At 54.9% G+C, this 21,135-nt stretch carries 19 protein-coding genes and 1 tRNA gene; 4 read left to right on the top strand and 16 right to left on the bottom strand.

Going from position 1 to position 21,135, the window contains the following annotated elements; translation table 11 throughout:
- Positions 1-15: 15 nt before the first annotated feature.
- The 4 genes from idi to P0H77_RS17720 are packed head-to-tail and all read right to left on the bottom strand — an operon-like array spanning position 16 to position 3,447.
- Positions 16-564, bottom strand: a complete 549-nt coding sequence (gene idi / locus P0H77_RS17735; protein ID WP_276158602.1) for an isopentenyl-diphosphate Delta-isomerase — start codon at positions 562-564, stop codon at positions 16-18.
- A 56-nt stretch (positions 565-620) separates the two neighbouring features.
- A complete protein-coding gene (locus tag P0H77_RS17730; RefSeq protein WP_276158601.1) occupies positions 621-1,337 on the bottom strand; it encodes a DUF554 domain-containing protein in 717 nt (238 codons plus the stop codon).
- Positions 1,338-1,370: 33 nt separating this feature from the next.
- Positions 1,371-1,952 carry a UbiX family flavin prenyltransferase gene (locus P0H77_RS17725; RefSeq protein ID WP_276158600.1) on the bottom strand — a complete coding sequence of 194 codons (582 nt, stop codon included), beginning with the start codon at positions 1,950-1,952 and terminating at the stop codon, positions 1,371-1,373.
- A gap of 10 nt (positions 1,953-1,962) precedes the next feature.
- A complete protein-coding gene (locus P0H77_RS17720; RefSeq protein ID WP_276158599.1) occupies positions 1,963-3,447 on the bottom strand; it encodes a UbiD family decarboxylase in 1,485 nt (494 codons plus the stop codon).
- 217 nt (positions 3,448-3,664) lie between these two features.
- Here P0H77_RS17720 and P0H77_RS17715 point away from each other — a divergent pair, with 217 nt between their 5' ends.
- The 3 genes from P0H77_RS17715 to P0H77_RS17705 all read left to right on the top strand — a co-directional run bounded on the left by P0H77_RS17715 (position 3,665) and on the right by P0H77_RS17705 (position 5,515).
- Positions 3,665-4,567: a LysR family transcriptional regulator gene (locus P0H77_RS17715; protein WP_276158598.1), complete on the top strand. Its 903-nt coding sequence runs from the start codon at positions 3,665-3,667 to the stop codon at positions 4,565-4,567.
- Between the two features lie 93 nt (positions 4,568-4,660).
- A complete protein-coding gene (gene actS / locus P0H77_RS17710; RefSeq protein ID WP_276158597.1) occupies positions 4,661-5,362 on the top strand; it encodes an amidase activator ActS in 702 nt (233 codons plus the stop codon).
- Between the two features lie 79 nt (positions 5,363-5,441).
- Positions 5,442-5,515 (top strand) — tRNA-Gly (locus tag P0H77_RS17705).
- A gap of 72 nt (positions 5,516-5,587) precedes the next feature.
- Here P0H77_RS17705 and P0H77_RS17700 read toward each other — a convergent pair.
- The 7 genes from P0H77_RS17700 to P0H77_RS17670 form a co-directional block, all read right to left on the bottom strand.
- The gene (locus P0H77_RS17700; protein ID WP_276158596.1) at positions 5,588-7,498 is read right to left on the bottom strand and encodes a toll/interleukin-1 receptor domain-containing protein; all 1,911 of its coding nucleotides are present in this window, start codon (positions 7,496-7,498) and stop codon (positions 5,588-5,590) included.
- A gap of 30 nt (positions 7,499-7,528) precedes the next feature.
- The gene (locus P0H77_RS17695) at positions 7,529-8,365 is read right to left on the bottom strand and encodes a hypothetical protein (protein WP_276158595.1); all 837 of its coding nucleotides are present in this window, start codon (positions 8,363-8,365) and stop codon (positions 7,529-7,531) included.
- 128 nt (positions 8,366-8,493) lie between these two features.
- Positions 8,494-9,096: a hypothetical protein gene (locus tag P0H77_RS17690; protein ID WP_276158594.1), complete on the bottom strand. Its 603-nt coding sequence runs from the start codon at positions 9,094-9,096 to the stop codon at positions 8,494-8,496.
- A gap of 113 nt (positions 9,097-9,209) precedes the next feature.
- Positions 9,210-10,097, bottom strand: coding sequence for a class A beta-lactamase (bla, locus tag P0H77_RS17685; RefSeq protein WP_346429439.1), 888 nt, complete (start codon positions 10,095-10,097; stop codon positions 9,210-9,212).
- A 69-nt stretch (positions 10,098-10,166) separates the two neighbouring features.
- Positions 10,167-10,559 carry a hypothetical protein gene (locus tag P0H77_RS17680; protein WP_276158593.1) on the bottom strand — a complete coding sequence of 131 codons (393 nt, stop codon included), beginning with the start codon at positions 10,557-10,559 and terminating at the stop codon, positions 10,167-10,169.
- An 11-nt stretch (positions 10,560-10,570) separates the two neighbouring features.
- Positions 10,571-11,338, bottom strand: coding sequence for a subclass B3 metallo-beta-lactamase (gene bla, locus P0H77_RS17675; RefSeq protein ID WP_276158592.1), 768 nt, complete (start codon positions 11,336-11,338; stop codon positions 10,571-10,573).
- 103 nt (positions 11,339-11,441) lie between these two features.
- A complete protein-coding gene (locus tag P0H77_RS17670; RefSeq protein ID WP_276158591.1) occupies positions 11,442-12,581 on the bottom strand; it encodes a Bcr/CflA family efflux MFS transporter in 1,140 nt (379 codons plus the stop codon).
- A 93-nt stretch (positions 12,582-12,674) separates the two neighbouring features.
- Here P0H77_RS17670 and P0H77_RS17665 point away from each other — a divergent pair, with 93 nt between their 5' ends.
- Positions 12,675-13,439: a helix-turn-helix transcriptional regulator gene (locus P0H77_RS17665; RefSeq protein WP_276158590.1), complete on the top strand. Its 765-nt coding sequence runs from the start codon at positions 12,675-12,677 to the stop codon at positions 13,437-13,439.
- A gap of 19 nt (positions 13,440-13,458) precedes the next feature.
- Here P0H77_RS17665 and P0H77_RS17660 read toward each other — a convergent pair whose 3' ends face one another.
- The 5 genes from P0H77_RS17660 to P0H77_RS17640 form a co-directional block, all read right to left on the bottom strand.
- Positions 13,459-14,244, bottom strand: a complete 786-nt coding sequence (locus P0H77_RS17660; RefSeq protein ID WP_276158589.1) for a cytochrome d ubiquinol oxidase subunit II — start codon at positions 14,242-14,244, stop codon at positions 13,459-13,461.
- Positions 14,241-15,590, bottom strand: a complete 1,350-nt coding sequence (locus tag P0H77_RS17655; protein WP_276158588.1) for a cytochrome ubiquinol oxidase subunit I — start codon at positions 15,588-15,590, stop codon at positions 14,241-14,243. Before P0H77_RS17655 ends, P0H77_RS17660 begins: the two co-directional genes overlap by 4 nt.
- Complete coding sequence (locus P0H77_RS17650) at positions 15,583-16,068, bottom strand: DUF1641 domain-containing protein (RefSeq protein WP_276158587.1); 486 nt, start codon at positions 16,066-16,068, stop codon at positions 15,583-15,585. Before P0H77_RS17650 ends, P0H77_RS17655 begins: the two co-directional genes overlap by 8 nt.
- A complete protein-coding gene (gene fdhF, locus P0H77_RS17645) occupies positions 16,068-19,043 on the bottom strand; it encodes a formate dehydrogenase subunit alpha (protein ID WP_276158586.1) in 2,976 nt (991 codons plus the stop codon). The genes P0H77_RS17650 and fdhF overlap by 1 nt, the downstream gene beginning before the upstream one ends.
- Before the next feature lie 154 nt (positions 19,044-19,197).
- On the bottom strand, positions 19,198-21,027 hold the full coding sequence (locus tag P0H77_RS17640) for a glycoside hydrolase family 15 protein (RefSeq protein WP_276158585.1): 1,830 nt from the start codon (positions 21,025-21,027) through the stop codon (positions 19,198-19,200).
- Positions 21,028-21,135 lie beyond the last annotated feature (108 nt).

Raw genomic sequence — 21,135 nt, 5'->3', positions numbered from 1 at the left:
AACGCCGGGGCTTTTTTATGCCTGCCGGATATAGCGTTTCAGCGCGGCACGTGCATCGGCAAAAGAAGACTGTTGTACCATCCACGGGCTAAACGCCCATGGCGTAGCCGCAAGCGCATTGAACATTTCATCCAGCCCTACCCACTGGTAATCCATCACTTCGTCGGGATTCGCCTTTATATCGCTCACCACCCGCGCGGCATAAACCGGACACACCTCGTTTTCCATAATCCCGGAAGGATCGATTTCACAGTAGCGAAAGGCCGGGTAAACCGGTATTGGATCGGCAATCTCCACACCCAGTTCAAAGCGGCAGCGGCGGGCAATCGCCTGCTCGAAGGTTTCGCCTTCCTGTGGATGACCGCACGCCGAGTTGGTCCACACGCCGGGCCAGGCTTTTTTGCCAGGAGCGCGGCGCGTGACCAGAAGCTGTCCTTGCGTATTGAACAGCCATGAAGAGAAGGCCAGGTGCAAAGGCGTTGTCGCCGTGTGCGCCGCATACTTTTCCAGTGTGCCAGAGGGGCGATCCTGCGCATCCAGTAAAATGACGTGTTCCCTGATCATGGATACTCCTGAAGGAAAAAGGGGACCCGAAGGATTCTTTCGGGTCACCACGGAAATCAGGCGACAAGCGTAGCCCAAAAATGCGAGAAAGGCATTACCAAAACCAGCCCTGGAAGCATATTAGCGACAGGAAAAAGTTTAATATTACAGATACGCAATCCGGTTGCGACCATCAACAGGCCGCCTGCGCAGGAAAAATCAGCCATCATTTCCGGGGTAATCATTGGCAGGATGAATACAGCAAGCATGGCAAGAGCGACCTGAATAATGACTTGCGGAAGGGCAATAGTTATGACCGAATAACCCAGCAAAGTAGCAAAAATACCCGCCGTAAACAGATCGAGAATCGTTTTAATATAAAGGATGGATGGGTCGCCGCTCATTCCTTCCGTCATTGCGCCAAAAATACCGGTGCCGCTGGCGCAAAACAGAACCAGAATGGCAACAAATTTTTCGGTAAATTCTTCGTGCGTTAAGCCAGGCACCGGCGGAAGGACCTTATTAATAATTCCCCGGGTAGAACCCGCGGCTTTCCCAATGCCTTTTTCCAGATGCAGAAGCTCGCCGATAATGGCACCGAGCACCATTGCCAGAACCACGGCGGGCATATATTTTACTTTTAATACCAGCGTAATACCAAGACCGACTGAGCAAAGCCCGAACGTCATCGGCAGCGCCGTTTTAACGCGTTCAGGCAGTTTTCCTCCGGCGAACGCTCCCAGCAGCCCGCCGATAATTACCGCCGAGCCATTTACATAAGGACCAATTAACATTTTAAATTTTCCTGTGGAAATATATCCTGAAAATTAACGATCGTAATTAAGTTTGCCTTCTCCCCAGCGGGGGATCGTATTTATCTCGAGATTAAAGAGATCGAGAGCGCGACTGACGCTATGGGTAATAATGGCATCCACCGATGACGGGCGCTGATACAGCGCCGGAACGGGCGGAAAGATGATCCCGCCCATTTCGGTTACCGCCTGCATATTGCGTATATGACCCAGATTCAGCGGCGTTTCCCGCGCCAGCAGCACCAGGCGCCGCCGTTCCTTTAGCACTACATCCGCCGCCCGGGTCAGCAAATTATCGGTAAGTGCGTGCGCGATGGCTCCCAGCGATCGCATGGAGCAGGGAGCCACCAGCATTCCCAGCGTTTTAAAAGAGCCGCTGGAAATTGACGCGCCCAGATTGCCAATAGGGTGCACAACATCAGCCATCGCCATCACCTCATCCAGCCGATAAACTGTTTCCAGTTCACAGGTTTTTTCCGCCCCTTTCGAGACGACCAGATGAACCTCCAGCGGCAGGGGCTGAAGAAGTTCCAGCGCCTTAACACCATACTGGAAACCGGATGCGCCGCTGATGCCGATGATGATGCGTGGTTTCATGTCGGTCCCCTTATTCGAAATCTGGCAGGAAGCGTTTCACGTCAACGTGCTGGAATTTGGAACGCTCAAAGTTATGTTTCAGGTGGAACGGCACGGTGCAGTCGAAAATCGTTTTACAGGACATCCCTTGTTGCAGGATGGACGGACTGTATTCCGGCACCTGCGACGGATCCAGCGGATGACAGCGCACGCCGGGGATAAAAACCGTATCTACATCGCCCTGATAGCGCGTTTGCATCGCCCACATCACATCATCGCTGTCGAAAATGTCCACGTCCTCATCGACTAAGATCACGTGTTTCAGTTCAGGGAAGGCGGAGAAGGCCAGCAGGGCCGCCTGACGCTGACGACCTTCATCCGCGGGAGACGATTTTTTAAATTGCAGCACGGCCAGCAGCTTACCGCCACCCGCAGAATGAGCGAAAACATTGAGCAGTTTACCCGGCATCGCACGTTCAACCATATCGAGAATGCTGGCTTCGGTCGGGATGCCCGCCATATTGACGTGCTCCTCGCCTGGCCCGACGGTGGTGCGCCAGACCGGATTTTTACGATGGGTGACGGCTTTCACCTTAATCACCGGAATCGCCTCTTTGGCTTCGCCGGTATAGCCAGGAAACTCCGGCATCGCTCTGCCCGTATTGGTATTTTGATCTTCCCGCACGCGCACATTAGGTAGCAATTCGCCTTCTATAACGATCTCGGCATGCGCAATCGCTTTTTCGTTGATGGTAAGACATTGCACCATCTCTACCGCCTGGCCACGGAGCGCACCGGCAATGCTTAACTCATTAAAACCCAGCGGGGTCGTCGGCGGTTCAAAACAGGCGGCGACTTCAATAGCGGGATCGACGCCGATGCTGATGGAAATCGGTAGCGGTTTGCCCGCCGCCTCCGCTTTCATACGGAAAGCATCAATATGACGCCCCGGCGTCAGCCACATCGAAAGCTCGTCGCGGCTCTGTACGCACAGCCGGTGAATGGTAATGTCGGATTCATGCGTATCGGGATCGGAGGCGTAGCATAGCCCCATGGTGATGTAAGGGCCTGCATCCTCCTCGGTATTGGTGGGGGCGGGCAGCAGTTTACGCAGGTCGAAATCCGCATCGCTTGCCAGATGCACTACCTGCTGGCATACCGCCTCATCCTGCACCGTCACCGGAGCGATGGCGTGTTGTACTGAGTCCTTCAGTAAGTGTCCCAGCTTTTCCGGCGCGCAGTTCAAAAAATGGCTGACGCGTTTACGCGAGCCGTTCAGGCCGATGGCAACGCTGATGTTGTCAAATCCTTTGATTTTATTAAACATCATTACCGGGCCGTTTTTGCGGGTAGGGCGCTGACAGGTGCCGCCTGCGCCGACGTAACGGTATACGCCGGAAAGCTCTGCGTTTGGATCGACTTCGGTATCGGTTTCTACATACTCGCCGGGCAGCGTTTTTAGTAACGCGAGCGCGGAACGTAAATCATGAACGTGATTATTATCTGAATTTGGCATTGTTGTTCCATCCGTAAAAGAAAAATGGCTGTGGGTACACTATTTTTTTGCGGGGACTAAAACAAATACCGTTTACCGGAGGCTACATAGATCAAAAAAGTTAACTTTGCCGGAATGTTAATTTTTTATTAATTAGCTGCATGTTTTTGCTCATTCAGAGAGGCCGTTTACTTTTTTCGGGGAAGTGGGATACTGATTCGCAGCAAAGAGAGGAATTATGGATCTTAAAAGGCTACGTTATTTCTGTCGGGTAGTAGAGCAGGGTTCGGTAAGCCAGGCGGCAAAAGCGCTTAATATGGCTCAGCCGCCGCTGAGTAAACGTATTCAGGAACTGGAAGAGGAACTTAATGTTGCTCTGTTTATTCGGCGGGGAAATCGTATTGAGCCAACGGAAGCGGGATACTTTCTCTATCGTAAAGCCTGTGAAATATTACGTCAGGTTGAAGATACCGCGCGTGAAACGGTGGAAATAGCTCATCAGGATAAATTTCGCCTGCGGATAGGCTTAACGCATCTGTATCAATCCTATTTTAAGCCCCTCCTTCTCGAATTATATAAGCGAAATCCTCACGCTGAGATCAATATTTCCGTTACCGATTCCAGCCATCTGGAAACCATGCTGAATGAAGGGACGGTTGACATTGCACTTATTCAGCGGCCTTATCGTAGCGAAGGTTACGATTTTGTCTCTTTCGATCCCGTCAGGCTGGTGGCGGTAATCAGCAAGCAGTGCCTGGCGGAAAAACCGCAGCAACCTTTCGACTATCATGCGCTGGCTGCCTTTCCGCTGGTATTGCTGCATCGGGCAAAAGACTCCGGTACTTACGAGATACTGCTCGATCTGTTTCGTAAAGGCGGTGTCACCCCCGATGTCATTATGCATATCACCCAGCCGGGGGTGATCCTCGACTGGCTGGAATCCGGGCTGGCCGCCGCGACGTTGCTGCCGTCATCAGAAGTCGACGCTGATAAATTATCGCGCTGCCACGTTGTCGATCTCTTCCCCTCGCCGCAAATTTTCTATCCGGCGTTGGTGAAAATACCGGGGATGCCATGGCTGCCGCAAATAATGGAAATCATCACGCGCGGCTATCCTTTTCAGCCGATTAAGACGGTTTAACGTCGCTAACCATTGGCATCTTTTCACAGGCTGCTATCATAAGCACCCTGACTCACACCGTATTGAGGATCCGTTTTGCGCGCAGGAAGCCTGATGACTCGTTCTTTTCGCCCAATGTGCTGCCTCGCGGTGGCGCTGTTTCTGGCTGGCTGCTCGGGTAGCTCTGACTCCGACGGCAACGTTTATACCGTCAAGCGCGGCGATACGCTTTCTCGTATCTCACGTCTGACCGGCACCAGCGTGCAGGAACTGGCGCGGATGAACAATATCTCTCCGCCTTATACCATTGAAATTGGGCAGCGCCTGAAGGTGAACGGCACCGCGACTGCTGGCAAGAAGTCTTCCAGAAGTACGAAGACCGCCTCCCGTCCCACGCTGCCGCCTGTCTCCTGGCCGCCGGTGGGCGACCGCTGCTGGCGCTGGCCGACCAGCGGGAAAGTGATTTTGCCTTACTCGTCGGCGGATGGCGGCAACAAAGGTATCGATATTACCGCGCCGCGCGGACAACCGATTTATGCTGCGGGCTCGGGCAAGGTAGTGTACGTCGGCAATCAGCTCCGCGGCTACGGCAATCTGATCATGATTAAGCACGGCGAGAATTACATCACCGCCTATGCGCATAACGATACGCTGATGGTGAATAACGGGCAGAGCGTGAAAATCGGCCAGCAGATTGCCACGATGGGCAGTACGGATACAGATTCCGTGCGGCTGCATTTCCAGATCCGCTATAAAGCCACGGCCATCGATCCGCTTCGTTATCTGCCGCCGCAGGGCAGTAAACCGAAATGCTGACGGTGAATTAATCGCCAGTCAGACAAGCGGTCCCTTGCTAACAAGAGCGTAAGGTTTATAATGCCTTACGCACCTCAAAGCGGGCGTAGTTCAATGGTAGAACGAGAGCTTCCCAAGCTCTATACGAGGGTTCGATTCCCTTCGCCCGCTCCAGCTTTCTAAATCACCTCTTAGCCTCAGAACATCCCTCCCTGGACCTTCCTCTACTCTGCCAATAAACCGTTGTTACCTTTTCATCGCCTCAACCAGCCTCTGTCGGTCGGATTTGCTTAAATTCCCCGCCAGATTATCCAGATCTTGCTGACTTAGCTGCTGTGGCAAATAGGGCAGCAAAAAGATCGCTGCTGATAACCGGCTGTCGCCCGTCCCGTCAAGCATATTAACGGCGTCATCGACGCTGATTTTAGCGGGCAAGACGCTGCCCAGTGCTTCTATCGTGCGACGACGGGTACTGTTCTTGGTCGGGCCTAAAAGCGTCAAAATCGAGGCGCTATCCTGATCTTTAGCAAGGCGCGGAACCAGCAAATAAACACCGTTGTACCACGAATCATTCATGCTTTTTAACATGGCTTCCGTATCGCTTCCTTTCAGGCCAGCAGCTAAATGCGGTGCCACCGCTTCCAGACCGCGTGAGCGTGAGCTGTTTTGTGTACGGCCCAGCAATTGCGCGCCTTCAGCCGCCGTAAGATTTTCCGGCAGCCTTGGCGAAAGCGTATAAAGCGTGGAGGTCCAGCTATCATTAGTATTTTCGAGCAGTTTCAGCGTACCGGAAAGCGTCAGCGTATTCGCGAGCGCGGGCTGCATCGCTTCAATGGTATTGTTGCGCTGGCTATTATTAATAGAGGTCAGCAGCATACCGAAACTGTCTTCCGGGAGCGGTTGCGGCAGCAAATTCACCAGCGTGCGAATAGCTCCGCTGCGGCTGTCATTCATTGGCCTGAGGATTTTCTCGACAACGGCCAGGTCAAATGGCGCAACGCCTTTCGGGGCCAGACTCTCAAGCACTCGTGCACGGCTTGAAGACGATGTCGTTCCCAGCAGTGCCAAAATCTCTTCATCTTTCAGATTGTCAGGTAACGCTGGGTTTAGCGTAGTGACCGTGGAAGCCCAGCTATCGCCGGTTAAATTGAGTGATTTCAGCGCATCAGTAACGGTAATAGGTTGTTCAGTAAAAGGCAGTAGTTTCTCAATCAGGTTGCTACGCTGGCTGTTGCTGGTGCCGCTCAGCAGCGACAACATCTGTCCGGCGTTAAGCTTCTGGCTTTCCATTAGCGGACTTTTTTGTAATGCCTCAACGCGGTCACTTGCACGCAGTTGTTTCGTACTGGTCACCAGCGCACCGATGTCGCCAGGTGTGGCATCTTCTTCAGGTGCGGCGGAGACAGTGGGTGTGGATGATGGAGTCACCGCTTTTACTTCGCTACGCGGCGGTTGTTCGGCTATAGCTGGCGTTGGTTTCGCGGCAGGAGGCGCAGCTTGCGGGGCCGGGGCTGACTGAACGGTCTGCGTCTGAGGCGCATCATCCTGCGAGGTCAGGGTGACAACGCCCGCAATCGCTAACAGCGCCACCGCACCGACGCCCATATAGACTTTGTTACTGGATTTCGGCTTCTGTGTGGGAGTCTTCTCAACAGGTTGTTTTGGCGATTTTTTAACGTCCCAGGGTTGGGCGCTTTTTGTCGGTGCCGGTTTATCGACTACCACCGCAGGTTTCGCACTGGACACATTCAGTTCGCTGGCGGCAATCTGGCGGAGAAGAGACTCCGTCAGTCGGGTCATGGTCCCTTCATAGTTAGCAAATAAATCAAGGAACTGGGCATTAGTCAGGCTATATTCCAGCGCATTACGTGGAACAACATCCTCAATTCGCACCGGTATCATCGGTTTGCTTTTGCCGCTGGCAATCGCCATTTCACGCGGAATTTCTTTGGAGTTATTGGCGTGATCGCTAAATAACAGCACCATCGCTGGCGCGGCTTCAAGGGCATCGACGATAGATTTCTGATAATCCGCACCAGGCTCAATGTCACGAGAGCTGATCCAGCAGGGGACGCCGCGTTTTTCCAGGTCGGCAATCAGTCGGTATGCCCAGTCCCGGTCGCGGGAAGAGTGGCTAATAAAAATAGGTGATGACATGTCTATCTCTTTCCTGAAATCAAAATAAAGTCATAACGGTAATTTGCTGGAGCTGGTGAAGATGTACCACTTATCCCTGTCGTCCAACACTATCTCGAGGAACTGCTTAACTTCTTTGCGCAGGGCGGCCTCATCGGCCAGTAAACGCTGCTCGTTAACAACCAGTCCTTGCGCGAAGTTATCCAGTAAGAGTTTTGTCTGGTGGCACTGCTGCGCTAATTTTTCATATTCAGCCGTTGAGGCAATGCCGTGACAGCATGAGCCCAGCGCGGGAAGAATGGCGGAAAGCGCAGAGAGGGCAGCAGAGTGGACAAAAAAGTGCGCCAGACAACAGACCAGCGTCAGAATAAAACTCCATTTGGCAATGACGTGTAGACGGTGCTGGATAAAATGATATTCGCTTGTTTTCTGCGCATTATAAGCCTGTTGCCCGGCCAGCAGTATCTGTAAACGGTGCAACATGGCTTCGGCAGAAGGAATGGAGGTTGCCAGCACGGCCTCAGGAATTTGATACTTACGAATCACATTATCAGGCTTAAGCCAGGCAATCGCGTCCTGATAACGTAATATTTCACTTAGGGTGCGATGCCGTTGCCAGTTGCCCCGCCAGTTCTGAAACAGGACACGGCCAGACCCGTTATCTTTATTCGACATGCCGGAGACATAAATGGCGACGATTAACGCAATCGCAATCAACTCCAGTAGTACGAATATAAAGCCATAATGATGGAGCGTTTCTTCCCCGAGCATTCCAGAAATAGGAATGACGGCGAACACCACGGCAAGAAATCCAAGAGTGTAACTCAGCAGAACGCCGCCACGAAATAAGCAGCTGTAGTGATGCGATTGTTCTTCATGCCAGTTCAAATCATGCCATTCATCCGTATAAAGAGTCGAGGGAGCTTCTTCGCTATGATTTGTCTGTGGTTGGTTGTGTTTCTTTAAATAAGCGTTATGCCAAATTGAAATCTGTTTAAGCGTAAAATGTAAAGGGTTCATTTATCCTGTACCACGTCCAAAGGTATTAATTTGCGTTTAGTCGCTGTTTTTCTTTTGCCTAAAGCCTGAAAATAACGATATTGCGTTTCATTAACTGAGGCTTTCAACACAGTAAAATCCTGAAAAAGCTGAGTAATCTGCGCAGTGCCGCCCATCCCCTGTGCCGGGTTACCGTTCCAGGCGGAAAAAAGTACGTCGGACTGATTGGCGATGTACACACCCACGCTAAGGTATTGAAAATTACGGCCAGCAGTATCAGGTTGTACTTCACTCTCCGTGAGCCAGGGACAGCGCGGTAGAATAAAAACCGTTTGTGCCTTTTCCAGCAGCGTATGAAATTCCCCCAGGGTATCTGGAAAGTCACGTTCGTAATTTTTTTGCTCAAGGGGAAGCGGCACGCTATAAGGAATACCTAGCTGTATTAACGCCCGGGCAAATATACGGTCTGCGCCTTCCGCCAGGGGTGTTAAACCGCATATCGGCTTGCCGCTGTTAAGTAATATCTCGCCCTGGCGTAATATCGTTTGAAACAGATTATCAGGATGCGGTATGCGCCGATGACCGGTAATTCCCCAGACTGATTTTCCCTCGACAGACATACGCTGCCCCTTGTCTTAATTAGGCTATTCCCCTGACAGATTACAGGATGCCATTGACATTACAACTGCCAAAGTCAATAGTTTTTATCTGTATTATGAGGTGTTACGTATCGTTAAGCGGGCGGATATAGGGTGGTAATGACGGCGCTAAAAAGCTGTCTGCCAATATCGGCAATCGCTGCATCCGCCGCCTTCATCGACGTACTGGTTTGCGTAATATAAATCGCTACGTAAAACGGCGGTTTCTCCGGCGGATAAACGGCGGCAATAATCGCACGGGAGCCGTAACCACCGGCTCCGGTTTTATCGGCGATGGCCCAGCCTGGCGGCAGGGCGGCGCGTAACAGTGCGTCAGCGACTTTATCTTCCCGCATCCAGCTATCCAGCGTGGTACGGTCAGCCTGAGCCAGAGCGTCTGAGGCTAAAAGTTTGTGTAATGCCAGCGCCATACTTTTGGGGGTAGAGGTATCTCGCGCATCGCCGGGCGTCGCTTCATTCAGCGTGGGTTCAGTACGATCCAGACGGGTGACTTGATCGCCAATGCTGCGCATAAACTGCGTGACCGCCGCCGGACCACCGAGATACCTGAGCAGGCGATTGGCGGCGGTGTTATCGCTATAGCTCACCGCCGCTGAACACAGCAAACGCAGGGAAGGAGTGGAGGGCGGCAGATAGTTTTTGGTGATCGGGGAATACGCCAGCAGTTCATCGGCTTGCAGGGAAACCTTTTCCTCCAGCGAGCCGCCACTGTTATGTAGCTTATCGAGCAGAGCAGCGCAGGCCAGCACTTTAAAGGTGCTGGTCAGCGGAAAGCGCTCGTCCTGACGCCAGGTAAAAATGGGCGTGCCCTTGGCATCCACGACGGCCATACCGATGCGAGCGTTCAGGCGCGTCTCCTGTTGTTTAAGTGCATCGGTCATGCCTGAAGAAAGCGTGGCTGCCTGCGTACAGGGGGCCAGGGCGAACAGCATCAGAATGACGACATTAGCGATACGTTTCATTTTTGTCCTGTGGAGAGCGGCCAGCAGCAAGCCAGAGTATAAAGGCACTTCGCGTTATAACCCTCACCGTTAATCGTTGCTGCGATATAAGGCCCCCTGACCACGCCGCGCCCGCGCCCACAACTCGTCGTCATCCAGCGAGGTCTGAATAAGCTCAATGGGGGCCCCGGCATCATTAATCATGGCGACAAGGTAATCATCAATCGGCTCGTAAGGACCGAGGATCACCTCTTCACCTTCAATGGCCCGCGCTAAATCGTTGACCTTAAATGCCACGTGCGGCACGGTTTTAATCAGCGGATGCAGGGGGGAATCATCGGTAAACCGGTGCCACTGCACGCGAAATTTACCTGGATTGTCGGTGGTATACATCCCGGCTTTTTCACTGTGTACACCGGTAGTATCCCCGTCCTGGACGGGAATACCGAAATGGTGGAACTGATACTGAACGTCTTTTTTCATTATGGTTACCTTCAGGGTTTTGGGGCTGATGCCGCACTCAGCGCCGCGGTAAATTTTTTCTCTGCGTCATCCACGACGCGCGTCAGTAAGCCGGGATCGACAAATGCCTGCTTATCCCCTTTTTGCACCCGTTCCTCACGCTGCATGACCTGAGTGACTTCCGGATGATTTGGCAACACGATGTCTGCGTTCAGAGCGCGCAGGCGGGCAAAGCTACGCTGATAATCAGCAACAATTCCCGGATAGCTAAGGTTGCCGATTAAGGTATTGCCCGCCACGCTGATACTACAGGGAAAAACCACGCTGACGGGTTTTCCATCAAGCGTTGAGCGCATGGTCCAGGTCGTGCAGCCCTTTGAGTGACCCGGCGTCAGGATGGCTTTCAGGCTGACGTTCCCCAGACGGATAACTTCACCATCATGCAGCGTGTGGTCGACGTTTACCGGCGGGAAAAAGGCATTACCGTAGAGGTTATCCCCTTCATGCTGGCCTTTTTCCAGCGCGGATACGTCGGCATCCATCGCGTAGAAGGTTGCGCCGGTATCGCGTTTAAGCGCTGCGAGTCCCGCCGCATGGTCAAAATGGGCGTGGCTGTTGATTAACATGTTAACGTCCTGCAAGGAAAAGCCGAGCGAGCGGATATTCTTCTCAATCAGCGGGACATTCTGCGCAAGCCCCGGATCGAGCACAATGGCCTGCTGGCCTGATACAATCAGCCAGGTCGTTAAACCGTGAGTGCCAATATAAAAGATATTGTCGGTGACAGGAAAGGGCGCCACAGCCTCCGTCCAGTCCGCAGGCTGTGACGGCGGGGCGGCGGCCCATCCCACAGAACTGCCCAACAATGCAGACACTAACAACGTTTTTCTTAGCATATAAATATTACTTCTCAGTGAGATAGGGTAAATAAAGCCAGGTAACGATAGCGCATAACACGGCGCTGATCGTCAGGGTAGCCCCCAGCGCTTGTCCCCAGCCGGAAAGTCCCAGACCCGACGCAATCAATACATAATAAAGCAGGCCGAACAAGGCCCCCGCCGAGCCGCGGCAATCCGCGTACGCGCTCAGCGCCGAGCCGAGCACCACCGGGATCGCCATGGCAAACGCCATCGTCACCAGCGCCATCGGCAGCAGAAAAAGAAGAGTATGGCTGAGCAAAAGAACCCCGGCGCTGCCTGCGATATTTAAAAGACAGGCAACGATGAGGATCAGAGGCAGGCGCTCACCCTGGCTGAGTAAGGATCGGTTTATCAGCGAGCCAATGACCGAACCGGTGGCGAGCGCGATACCGCTATAGCCAAAGGTCTGCGCGTTAAGATGCAGCTGCGCAAAGATAAACGGTGCCAGGCTGTAGTAGCTGAACAGGCTGATATTAAAAGCGGCGACGATCAGGGCCGCCAGCCAGATTTTTTTATCCCGGACCATTCGACGGCCGACAGAACAAAGTGAAACCTCAACGCGCTGCGCCGGACGCGTTTCCGCAACGAGCCAAAGACTACCGGCCAGCAGCAAGAGAGCCAGCAGTACCAGCGCGAGAAAAACGCCGTGGAACCCCCAGCGGGATGCCAGTTCGCCGCCAACAGCGACGCCTGTTGCAGGGCTGATGGCCAGAGCGATACCGATAAACGAAAAAATACGCGCAAGCTGGTGTCCCTGAAAACGGTCGCGCAGCAGGGTTTGTGTGACCACTGAACCCGTTGCGGCCCCAAAGGCGGAAATCACTCTGGCGATGAGCAACAGGCTGAAATCACTGACCATTAACGCCATCACGCTGCCGCAGATATACACGCTTAGTCCTGCCAGCAGAGCCGGTCTGCGCCCGCACAGATCGCAGAGACGACCCCAGAACAACACGCCGACGGCAAAGCCGACGAAGTAGACCGACAGCGTTTGTGCCGCGTGCTCAGCATCGACCGAAAAACCCGCGCTGATGCTGGTCAGCGCCGGGCTGTATATGGTTTCCGCGATTTGCGGGAACATTAAGAGTGCGGTGAGCATCACCGTCGCCGAACGGCTGAACATAAACACCTCCTCAAGAAAAGAGGCGCTATTGTAGGTAAACCGTTTTTCGCACATCATAAACATACTGACAAAAAATAGCGGAAATCGGACAACATGGCCTGGCTGAGCAGCGACGCGGTATTTAACCCGGATACCCTGAATAATTCGGTGATCGGGATTTATGCTGAACTGGGCGACCATGATTCAGGATTGCACCAGCATGCGATGGCACAAATGCTTTTCACGCGTCAGGGCTGTATACGGCTCACGCTCAATAACGGTGAGTGGCTGTGCCTGCTGCCGCCCACGCGCGCAGCATGGATACCGGCAGGCGTCAGCCATCGTGCGGAAATGAAAAATAGCGTCGCCTACCGTTCCGTCTGGTTTCAACCGCATTGTTTTCCTTCACTCCCGAGCCAACCTGCCATTCTTAACGTATCGCCCTTACTGCGCGAGCTGCTTGAGCGCATTTCCGAACAGCCGTGGGATACCCGCTGGGACGAGGCGCCTTTTTGTCATCTTGCCGCATTGTGCTGCGGTGAAATGGGTGCGGCTGCTCATGAACCAATGATGCTTGCACTGCCTAAGGATAAGCGTCTGGCGCACCTTTCCGGCAACGTATTGCCGCCAACCTTGCAGCATCTGGCGACCCGCTGCGGGGCCAGCGAAAAAACGATTAGCCGGATTTTCCGCCGGGAAACCGGCATGTCTTTTCAGCAGTGGCGGCAACAGTGGCGGCTGATGAAAGCGGTGGAACTGCTCTCAACCGATCATCGCATCACCGATACTGCGCAGGCGCTGGGGTTTGCCAGCGACAGCGCCTTTGTCAGTTTTTTCCGTACCATGACGGGGACGACGCCCGGAAAGTATTTCTCATAGCTATCATCATTTTTGATCTTTATTTCACCTTTCCTCTGAACATCCAGAACACCAGGCTGTGATACAACACCACCATCGGGATCACAAACGCGCTTCCCCACAGCACGAAGCGCTGGCTTTGCGCCGGGGCGGAGGCGTTTAGAAGCTGTATAAACAGGGCTGTCACTCTGTCTGATATATTTTCCGGCAACAGGCAGTAAAGCCCGGCAATCATCAGCAGCCATAGCGGCAGCCCGATCCAAAACAGTGTTATGCACTGATTGCCAGCCCTGCCGCCAAGCCGCCAGCGCAACCACAGGCAGCCCGCCAGGCAGTATCCCCCGATAAAGAGACATCCGCCGAGTAGCGGGATCGGATGCAGCCAGGTAAACGTAGTGGCTCGCGCGTTCGGATCCAGCAGGCAGCCCGCCATCGCACCCTGGGTAAACGCAGCCAACGTAGAAGCAATAATATGCACCCTGTCGAGACGCCGACGCATGGAGGCGCTGGCATGGCTGCGATACTCCAGCGCCACGGCGCGAACCAATAACGCCAGCACCATGATAAAAACCGGAAGATATAACGCGCTAAAAATGACGGCGTAAACGGCGGGGAAAAGCGCAATGAGTCCGGCGGCGAACAGCACCAGCCAGGTCTCGTTGGCATCCCAGAGAGGGAGAATAGATGCCGCCATCCGCCGCCGATCGTCGTCATCGTGGAACAGGGCAAACAGCATACCGGTGCCGAGATCGGTGCCGTCCAGCGCCACATACATTAACAGCGTGAAGGCCAGCAGGCTGGCGCTGAGCAACTCAGCCGACATCATGCGTCTTCTCCTGGCCCGTGCGACGAGGCATCGTAATGCGTCGCATAGTGGAAGAAATAACCCAGGCCAAACGCAAAGACCGCGCTATACAGCACCACGATCCCCGCCGCCGAGGCGATCATCCACTCCAGCGGTATCGCGGAAAAGCCCGCAGCGGTACGCACCCGCTCCCAGACGAGCCACGGCTGGCGTCCCGTCTCGGTGACCACCCAGCCTGCCAGCATGGCGATAAAGCCGGAAGGCGTGGTGAGCTGTAGCCATAGCATAAACCGCGGGGCGTGAAACAGACGTCGGCGCAGGCGCAGGACCAGCGCAATGATCGCGGTGAGCAGCATCATCAGACCCAGCCCCACCATGATCCGGAACGCGAAAAAAACAATCGCGACGGGGGGTAAATCCTGTGCCGGGAATTCGCTCAGGCTGCGGATATGGCCGCTGAGATTATGCCGCAGATAGAGCGAGGCGATATCAGGAACTGCCAGCTCGAGCACGTTGCGCTGCTCATCCTGCAAGGGCAGGGCAAACAGCCGCATCGGTTCACCCCTGCCCGGCGGCGGCGGTTGCCATGCGCCTTCCATCGCCGCTACCTTCTGCGGCTGATACGCCAGCGTATTTTCACCGTGCAAATCACCCACGACGATCTGTACCGGCATCAGTACCAGCGCTGCCCACATGGCAGAGGAAATCATCAGCCTGGCCGAGGTGGTATCGCGTTTATGCCTGAGTCGCCAGGCCCCGGTACCGGCCATCAGGAATGCCGTGCCCAGCAGCGCGGCAAGCACCATATGGCTGAGCCGCCAGGGAAACGAAGGGGCCAGCAGAATGCTTATCCAGCTCTGCGGATGATAAATACCGTGCTCAATGAAATAGCCCGTCGGCGTATGCATCCATGAGTTAGCGGCGAGGATCCAGAACGCGCTGATCTCCGCGCCCACTGCGACCATGCAGGTTATCGCGAAGTGAAGACGCGGCCCGATACGGTCGATGCCGAAATACATCGCCCCAGCCAACGCGGATTCGAGAAAAAACGCGATCAGCACCTCGTAGAACATCAGCGGGCCGATGATCCCACCCACCTGCCGGGAAAACGGCCCCCAGTTGGTGCCGAACTGAAATTCCATTACCACGCCCGTTACCGCGCCGACGGCGACCGTGAGAATAAAGATTTTCAGCCAGAAGCGGTACAGCGACATATAGCGCGGTTCGCGCTTCCACAGCCACATTCCCTCGGCCCATACCAGCCAGTGAGAAAGGCCGAGGGTGAACGCTGCCAGCACAATATGCATCCCGATAGTCAGGGCAAATTGCCCGCGGGAGAGCAGCAGGACCAGATCCTGATCAGGCATTGCTGCTTTTACCGGAATAGCGCGTGATGGGCTTGTCCGGCTCCTCCTGTAACGCGCTGGAAAACGCCTGAACGGCGTTAAAGAACGGCGCTGCTTTTTGCCAGGTGTCCTCGTCGCCAAGCATTTTGATAAAGCCGGTTACGCCGGGCGCCGCCGATTTTTTCTCCGGCGCGTCGCGTTTCTCCGTCATCGCCTGCACGCCACGGGTCAGCGCCATCAGCAGATGGTTAAACTGTTCCGGCGGAATTTTGGACAAGGCGACCAGCAGCAGCGACAGGTTCTGTACACCGGTCTGCGTGCCGGGCTGGTTCAGACCGTCCACCACGATTTTGGCGATTTGCGTATTGGCTTTCACCATGTCGTTGGCAAGGCGTAAAAAACCGTGGTGGTGCAGGTTTTCCAGTAAATCGCTCAGCGCGTCGCCTGCAGAGGGTTGCGTCTGCGCCGGGGGAACCTCGTAATTCATGCGTTCTGCCATCAGCTTTTCTCCGGATGTGACGTGTGTTGTGGGGGAAGGGTGTAGGTTGGCTGCTGCCATTTCACTTCAACAGGAAGGTGATCCAGCGGAGTACGCTGGCCGTAGCGGAAGTTATCTTTGGTTAGCGGCGAGCCCTGAACCGGGCGATCGATTTTCTGCATTGAGATCGCAATTTCTTTATAGGCAGGGGTATTAACGTGCGGATCGTGATGCTCGCCGGTTAGCCCGTTCACGCCGGGCTGTCCGTAGTGAATGGGTATGAACAGCACGTTGCCGCCGGTGCGGTCGGTGATCAGCACCCGCACTTCCAGCGCGCCGCGCCGGGAGGTCAGGCGCACCCAGTCTCCTTCCTGCAATTGCCGCTCGGCGGCAAGCGCGGGGCTGACCTCGACAAACCATTCCGGTGACAGCGACAGCAGACGACCGCCGCGCCCGGTCTGGTTCATCGACTGGAAATGCTCCAGCATGCGCCCGTTATTCAGCAGCAGATCGTACTGCGCATCCGCGGTTTCCTGCGGTAACTGCCACTCAAGAGGATAAAGGCGGGCTTTTTTATCCGGAAATTTGAAACCGTCGGTGTACAGCAGCGGTGTGCTGGTGCCGTCCGGCCTGACGGGCCACTGCTGGGACTGCCAGCCGCTGAGCTTGTCATAGCTGACCCCTGCGAAAGCGGTAGCGATGCTTGCCGCCTCCCGCATAATCTCTTTTGGATGCTGGTAGTACCAGGGGTGCCCCAGCCGTGAGGCCAGATCGGTGAGGATTTTCCAGTCGGGACGAGACTCGCCCAGCGGCGGTAGCACCTCATAGAAGCGTTGAATACGGCGCTCGGTATTCACAAAGGTGCCCTCTTTCTCTACCGACGGGCAACCGGGAAGCACCACGTCAGCGAATTCCGCCGTGCGGCTCATGAAAATATCCTGTACGACCATAAACTCCAGGCGGGTAAAGGCGTCATGAACGTTATGCGAGTCGGCGTCAGAGAAGGCGGTCTCCTCGCCGATGATATACATGGCTTTAATCTTACCTTCATGGGCCTGCTGCACCATCAGAAAGTTATCCGCGCCTGCTTTATCCGACAGCGCCTGCGGCGAGACGCCCCAGGCGTTGGCCCATTTTTCGCGCATCTGCGGATCGGTGACTTTCTCATAGCCTGGATAAACGTTGCTCAGACAGCCAAAATCGCTGGCTCCCTGCACGTTGTTATGGCCGCGCATCGGGTAGCCGCCGGTGCCGGGGCGACCGTAATTGCCGGTCACCAGCAGCAGATTTGACAGCGCGGTGCTGGTGTCCGCGCCGTGGCTGTGCTGGGTTATACCCATCGCCCACAAAATACAGACCCGCTTCGCCTGGCCGATCATTTCCGCCGCCTCACGCAGCGCCTGCGGCTCCAGACCCGTTAGCTGGCTGACGAACTCCAGCGTGAAGGGCTGTAAACTCTCCTGATATTCCTCTGTGCCGTTGACCTGCTCGCGCAGGAAGGCGTCATCGGCGTAACCGTGATCGAACATATAGCGCGACATGCCTGACGCCCAGGCCAGATCGGTTCCCGGGCGGATACGCAAATAGAGGTCGGCGCGCTCGGCCATCTCATGTCGGCGCGGATCGACCACCAGCAGTTTTTGCCCGTTGTGTTTGTGCGCATGTTTAATGCGCGAGGCGATCACCGGATGGTTTTCCGCCAGGTTACTGCCCACCAGCACAATCAAATCCGCCTGCTGTAAATCGGTAATGCTGCCCGCATCGCCGCCGTAGCCAACGGTACGGAACAGCCCTTCGGTCGCCGGGTTCTGGCAGTAGCGCGACGAGTTATCGACATTGTTGGTGCCGAAAATCAGGCGGGCGATTTTTTGCGTCAGGTAGGCTTCCTCGTTGCTGGCTTTACTGGAGCCGATAAAGCCGATGCTGTCGCCGCCGTGCTCGCGGGCAATCCCGCTGAGTTTGCGCGCCACCAGATCCAGCGCCTCATCCCAGCTGGCCGGCCGAAAGCGGCCATTTTCGCGGATAAGCGGCGTGGTCAGACGTTGTTCGCTATTGACAAAATCCCAGCCAAATTTGCCTTTTACGCAGGTCGAGATGCTATTGACCGGCGCATCCGCCACCGGCTGCACTTTCAGAATGTGGCGATCGCGAGTCCACATCTCGAAACTGCATCCCACACCGCAGTAAGTGCAGACGGTTTTGGTTTTTTTAATCTCCTGCTGGCGTAGCGCGACGTCGATCAGCGAGACGCCGGTAATTGGCTCCATCCCGATACTGTTTTCCAGCGATTTTACAAAATCGATTAACGGGCGTTTCAGGTCCGGCGGCATGCTGGTGAACGGCCCGGCATCAGGCTGCATGGTTTTTTCCAGCAGCGCGTTACACGGACAGACCGAGACGCAGTGCCCGCAGCTGACGCAACTCGATCCGGCGATGCGCTCCCCGCCATCCCACAGCACGCGTGGATGCGGCTGGTTAAAATCAATGCTCAGGGTTTCATTGACCTCAACGTTCTGGCACGCTTCCACACAGCGTCCGCAGAGAATGCACTGGTCCGGATCGTAGGTGTAAAACGGATTAGAGTGGTCTTTATCGGCGGGTTTAGGCTGATAGGGGTAAAACTGAATCGGCATATGCATATCGGCGACGGTATTGTGCAGCGTACAGTCGCCGGTGTTGTGTTCGCAGACGGTACAGTACAGCTCGTGGCGGTTGAGCAGCCGATCCATCCCTTCCTGCTGCGCCGCCAGCGCGTCGGCGGGCTGCGAATGGATCTCCATGCCGTCGTGGGTGCGTAAGGTACAGCCGCGGGTCAGCTCGCCCTGATATTCCACCCAGCAGACATCGCAGGTTTGTAACGGCGTCAGGGCCGGGTGATAGCAAACGTGCGGCAGCGTCTTCTCATGCTTAGCCAGAAAATCAATCAGCGGCTCGTCGGCCATGCCGCTCAGTTTTTCGCCGTTCCAGTAGATCGTGCAGGGAGTACCGCCGGGCATTTCAGACCTCCGTAAGCCGCGCCACGATCGGCGGCGCGGGTGCGACATTGGTCTGAATGAGCTTAGTCAGTTCTGTTCAGCGGCGGATGCTTTACCAAAATTTACATTACAAAGCGCAGGGTTTTAGGATTAATCCTGGTGGTGAGGCCGTTACTTACGGCTGCCATAACTGCTCCTTTCCGGACAGCTTTTTATTCAGGTAATACGCCGCGCTGATCAGCGCCAGATGAGATAATGCCTGTGGAAAATTGCCCAGCGCATGTCCCCATGCATCAAATTCTTCCGCATACAGCCCGAGGTGGTTGGCATATTTGAGCGCTTTTTCGAACTCTTCCCGCGCCTCCCCCAGCCTGTCCGCCCTGGCAAGACACTCGATATACCAGAATGAGCAGGCAACAAAATAGCCTTCCTCGCCGTGGAGGGAATCCGCAGGCGTCTCACTGGCAATATAGCGACGCACCATGCCATCGCGCACCAGCTTGCGTTTAATCGCGTCGAGGGTGGCAAGCCAGTCGGGATCTTTGGCGCTGACGAAACGCAGTAGCGGCATCAGGAGCATTGAGGCGTCCAGATCGGTGCCGTGGCGGGTGGAGGTAAAATGGCCCAGTTTCTCGTTCCAGAAATTTTCCCAGATATCTTCCCGGATGGCCTGGCGCGCGCTTTCCCAGCGCTGATACGGCATCGAGAGCGATCGCTTTGCCCCAAGGCGCAGCGCGCGGTCCAGGGCCACCCAGCACATCAGCCGTGAGTAGAGAAAATGCTCGGCTTCACCGCGCATCTCCCAAATCCCGGCATCGGCGGTATGCCAGATATCGCAGACATGATCGACCAGTTTGATGACGTGCTCCCACGCCCGGTGGGGAATACCATCGCCATATTTGGTCGCCAGGTAGAGGGTATCCAGCAGCTCGCCATAAATATCCAGCTGCCGCTGTTTATACGCATCATTACCGATACGGACCGGCACCGACGCACAGTAGCCTTTCAAATGAGAAAGTTCTTCCTCATTAAGCTCGGTGCTACAGTCCATACGATACATCACCTGTAATTTTTCAGGATCGAACCGGCTGGCTTCCATACAGCGACCCACCCAGCGGCCAAAGTCGGCGGCCTCATCGACATAACCCAGCCGGATCAGGGCATAGCAGCTAAAGGAAGAGTCACGGATCCACGCGGCGCGATAATCCCAGTTACGTTCCCCGCCGAGCAGTTCAGGCAGACCGAACGTAGCCGCCGCGGCAATGGAACCCTGTGCTTTTGAACTGAGCAATTTAAGCACCAGCGCCGAGCGGATGAGGATTTCATGCCAGCGCCCTTTGTATTTATTTTTATCCACCCACTGCTGCCAGTAGGCCAGCGTCTCCTGCTGACGCTGTATGACATCCTGTTTTTTCCAGCGCTTCACTTCGTCTCCGCCGAGAATGAAAAACGCCTCTTCGCCCGCACGCAGGGTAAACGTGCTGTGCAGGAAGCCTTCTTTTTCTTCTAGCGGGACGGAGGTTTTCAGGGTGATTTTGTCGTCGTTCTCACCCTGCCAGACCACGAATGTCTTGTTAACCTGTGGAGAGGGGGCATGTCTGGCATAGTCGAAGTTCACCCGACAGCGCAGGGTGATGCTGGCTTCTCCCTGATCGACCCGCAGACGGCGAATGATGCAGGGCAGTGCATCGTGACTCTCTCTGATCGGCATAAAGTCGGTTAATTCGACGATAGCGCCTTCGGTAAGCCATCGCGTCTGCAGCACGTTGCTGTCAGGCAGATAAGACTGAAGAGATCGCCACTGGTCGCCGTCCGGCGATAGCGTGAAAACGCCCGCCCGTTCGTCATCCAGCAACGAGACAAATAGAGAGGGGCTGTCCAGATTAGGCCAGCAAAGGAAGTCGATAGCGCCGTCGGAAGTGATTAACGCGCAGGTGCGTAAATCACCAATAATCCCGTGGTCGCCAATAGGCCTTAACGATTGTTTGTACTTATTCTTTTTCATATGAGAAAGAGCTTAGTACAGTGTACGTTAATTGAACAAGCGCCATAGCAGTTTTTGACAAGTTGCCCGACATGCTGAAGTGAACAGGCTTCCACAACGTTAATGATA

The organism is Superficieibacter sp. HKU1 (assembly GCF_029319185.1).
Taxonomy (GTDB): Bacteria; Pseudomonadota; Gammaproteobacteria; order Enterobacterales; family Enterobacteriaceae; genus Superficieibacter.
The sequence above is the reverse complement of the archived record's forward strand: the minus strand, read 5'-3'. Positions and strand labels throughout refer to the sequence as shown.

Coding starts and splice junctions, on each gene's coding strand:
- P0H77_RS17680 (WP_276158593.1), bottom strand. CDS start 10,559: ATGAAAAAAGACGTTCAGTATCAGTTCCACCATTTCGGTATTCCCGTC.
- P0H77_RS17720 (WP_276158599.1), bottom strand. CDS start 3,447: ATGCCAAATTCAGATAATAATCACGTTCATGATTTACGTTCCGCGCTC.
- actS (WP_276158597.1), top strand. CDS start 4,661: ATGACTCGTTCTTTTCGCCCAATGTGCTGCCTCGCGGTGGCGCTGTTT.
- P0H77_RS17640 (WP_276158585.1), bottom strand. CDS start 21,027: ATGAAAAAGAATAAGTACAAACAATCGTTAAGGCCTATTGGCGACCAC.
- P0H77_RS17725 (WP_276158600.1), bottom strand. CDS start 1,952: ATGAAACCACGCATCATCATCGGCATCAGCGGCGCATCCGGTTTCCAG.
- P0H77_RS17650 (WP_276158587.1), bottom strand. CDS start 16,068: ATGGCAGAACGCATGAATTACGAGGTTCCCCCGGCGCAGACGCAACCC.
- P0H77_RS17690 (WP_276158594.1), bottom strand. CDS start 9,096: ATGTCTGTCGAGGGAAAATCAGTCTGGGGAATTACCGGTCATCGGCGC.
- P0H77_RS17665 (WP_276158590.1), top strand. CDS start 12,675: ATGGCCTGGCTGAGCAGCGACGCGGTATTTAACCCGGATACCCTGAAT.
- P0H77_RS17670 (WP_276158591.1), bottom strand. CDS start 12,581: ATGTTCAGCCGTTCGGCGACGGTGATGCTCACCGCACTCTTAATGTTC.
- P0H77_RS17715 (WP_276158598.1), top strand. CDS start 3,665: ATGGATCTTAAAAGGCTACGTTATTTCTGTCGGGTAGTAGAGCAGGGT.
- idi (WP_276158602.1), bottom strand. CDS start 564: ATGATCAGGGAACACGTCATTTTACTGGATGCGCAGGATCGCCCCTCT.
- P0H77_RS17700 (WP_276158596.1), bottom strand. CDS start 7,498: ATGTCATCACCTATTTTTATTAGCCACTCTTCCCGCGACCGGGACTGG.
- P0H77_RS17730 (WP_276158601.1), bottom strand. CDS start 1,337: ATGTTAATTGGTCCTTATGTAAATGGCTCGGCGGTAATTATCGGCGGG.
- P0H77_RS17655 (WP_276158588.1), bottom strand. CDS start 15,590: ATGCCTGATCAGGATCTGGTCCTGCTGCTCTCCCGCGGGCAATTTGCC.
- bla (WP_346429439.1), bottom strand. CDS start 10,097: ATGAAACGTATCGCTAATGTCGTCATTCTGATGCTGTTCGCCCTGGCC.
- fdhF (WP_276158586.1), bottom strand. CDS start 19,043: ATGCCCGGCGGTACTCCCTGCACGATCTACTGGAACGGCGAAAAACTG.
- P0H77_RS17660 (WP_276158589.1), bottom strand. CDS start 14,244: ATGATGTCGGCTGAGTTGCTCAGCGCCAGCCTGCTGGCCTTCACGCTG.